General features: G+C 68.0%; 2 protein-coding genes. One reads left to right on the forward strand and one right to left on the reverse strand.

Annotated elements, in window-relative coordinates; genetic code table 11:
* Positions 1–23: 23 nt before the first annotated feature.
* A complete protein-coding gene (locus ACIPIA_RS14290) occupies positions 24–1,802 on the reverse strand; it encodes an ABC transporter transmembrane domain-containing protein (protein ID WP_400510508.1) in 1,779 nt (592 codons plus the stop codon).
* Between the two features lie 269 nt (positions 1,803–2,071).
* Between ACIPIA_RS14290 and rpmE the strand changes: the two genes are divergently transcribed.
* Positions 2,072–2,308 (forward strand): 50S ribosomal protein L31, encoded by a 237-nt coding sequence (gene rpmE, locus ACIPIA_RS14295; protein ID WP_400510510.1) that lies wholly within the window; start codon positions 2,072–2,074, stop codon positions 2,306–2,308.
* Positions 2,309–2,435: the final 127 nt, after the last annotated feature.

Here is a 2,435-nt window from a genome sequence, read left to right on the forward strand (position 1 = left end):
AGGCGCTGTTTCCCTTGCAGGGCTCAGGCCGCCTCCAGGCCGAATTGCAGCGCGGCCAGGCGGGCATAGAGGCCTCCGCGGGCCTTGAGCTCGGCATGGCTGCCTTCCTCGACGATGCGCCCATCCTCCATGACGAGGATGCGGTCGGCCGAGAGGATGGTCGCGAGCCGATGCGCGACCACCAGCGTGGTGCGGCCGAGCATCAGCCGGTCGAGAGCGTCCTGCACCGCCCGCTCGCTTTCCGAATCGAGGGCGCTGGTGGCCTCGTCGAGCAGCAGGATCGGCGCGTCCTTCAGCACCGCCCGCGCGATCGCGAGGCGCTGGCGCTGGCCACCCGAGAGCGTGACGCCGCGCTCTCCGACGACAGTGTCGTATCCCTCCGGCAATGCCCGGATGAACTCGTCCGCCGCCGCCAGCTTCGCCGCCGCCTCGACCTCCTCCCGCGAGGCATCGGGGCGGCCATAGGCGATGTTGTCGCGCACCGAGACGCCGAACACCGTCGGCTCCTGCGGCACCAGCGCGAAGCGCTCGCGCCAGACCTCCGGATCGGCCTCCGGTCCGGCGACGCCATCGACCACGACGCAGCCTTCCTGCGGGTCGTAGAAGCGCAACGCCAGCTGCAGCACCGTGCTCTTGCCCGCCCCGGAAGGCCCGACCAGCGCAACCCGCTCGCCCGGACGCACCGAGAAGTCGAGATCCGAGAGGGCCGGACCGACCCGCCCGGGATAGCTGAAGGAAACCTTCTCGAACGCGAGTTCGCCGAGCGAGGGTTCCGGCATTCGCTTGGGATGCGGCGGAGCGGCGATCGCCGGCTTCATCGCCAGGATCTCGCCGAGCCGGCTCGAGGCACCGGCGGCGGCGCTGATCTCGCCATAGACTTCCGAGAGCTGGCCGAGCGAGCTCGCTGCCAGCACCGCATAGAGGATGAACTGTGACAAGCGCCCGCCGGTCATCCGTCCGTCGAAGACCTCGCTTGCCCCGGTCCAGAGCACCCAGACGACGCTGGCGCTGACCAGGAAGATCGCGACGCCCGAGAGCAGCGCGCGTGAAGCGATCGCCGCCCGCGAGGCCGAATAGGCATCGTCCGATGCCGCCTCGAACCGCGCCGAAGTCTGGAACGCGGCACCGAAGGACTGCATCGTCCGGATCGCGCCGACAGCCTCGGCGGCGAAGGCCGAAGCGTCAGCCAGACGGTCCTGCGCCGCCCGCGCCCGCTTGCGGACCGAGCGGCCGGAGAGGACGAGCGGGATCACGATCAGCGGGATTACCCCGATGACGATGGCCGAGAGCCGCGGGCTCGTCGCCACCATGAGGCCCAGCGCCCCCAGCGCCATGATGGCATTGCGCAGGGCGATCGAGGCGGTCGAGGCGAAGGTCGACTTGATCTGCGTGGTGTCGGCGGTCAGCCGCGAGACGAGGTCGCCCGCCCGGCTCGAATCGAAGAAGGCCGGTTCCAGCCGCGTCAGGTGGCGGAAGACGTCGGCGCGCAGCGAGGCCACGATGCGTTCGCCCACCGTCGTCACCAGGTAGAATCGCGCCGAGCTTGCCAATGCCAGCACCGCGACGACACCGATCAGCAGGATGAAATAGTTGTTGGCGAGTTGCCGCTCGCCATCGGCAAAGCCCACGTCGATGACGCGCCGCACGGCCATCGGCAGCGCCAGCGTCGCGAGCGAGGCGATGACGAGCGCGACGAGCGCCAGCGCGATCCGCCCCCTCTGTGCCCGCGCATAAGGCCAGAAGGTTGCAAGAGAGCGGAAATCGGGCCGCACCTTCTCTTCGTTCTTGTCAGCCTCGGCCACGCGCCGAACCTCCTTGCATCGCGCGCGTCGCCCGCGCGCTCTTCAATCGACCAATATCAATCTGGCCCCGGTGAAGCCCATCGTGCCCGGATTGGCAAACGACGCAACGACGCAGGGGCGCTCTCGCCGCCGGTTAAGCTTGCACTGAAGCGGCGGCTGCGATATGTGCACGCGACTTCACGACAGGCTCATCCGAATTCTTTCGACGGGCCGGGCAGGCTCGCCTGCTTGTCGATGCGCCCGTTTTTGTAAGCTTCGAGGATTTCGTCATGGCCAAGACCGGCATCCACCCTGACTATCACTCCATCAAGGTCGTGATGACCGATGGCAGCGAGTACTTCACCCGTTCGACCTACGGCAAGGAAGGCGATACGCTCAACCTTGACATCGACCCCAAGACCCACCCGGCCTGGACCGGCGGCACGCAGCACATGCTGGACCGTGGCGGCCGTGTCTCGCGCTTCAACACGCGCTTCGCGGGCCTGGGCACGATCGGCAAGAAGTGATGCTGCGGCGCTCTGGCGCCGTCGTTGATCCAGGACAAGAAAACCCGGCCGCGAGGCCGGGTTTTTTGTTGTGCCTGTCGGTTCGATTGCGGTGAGCCGCAGCCCCGCCACCCGGCAGGGCTGCGTA

Source organism: Allobosea sp. CER48, from assembly GCF_044752385.1.
GTDB lineage: Bacteria > Pseudomonadota > Alphaproteobacteria > Rhizobiales > Beijerinckiaceae > Allobosea.

Coding starts and splice junctions, on each gene's coding strand:
- rpmE (WP_400510510.1), top strand. CDS start 2,072: ATGGCCAAGACCGGCATCCACCCTGACTATCACTCCATCAAGGTCGTG.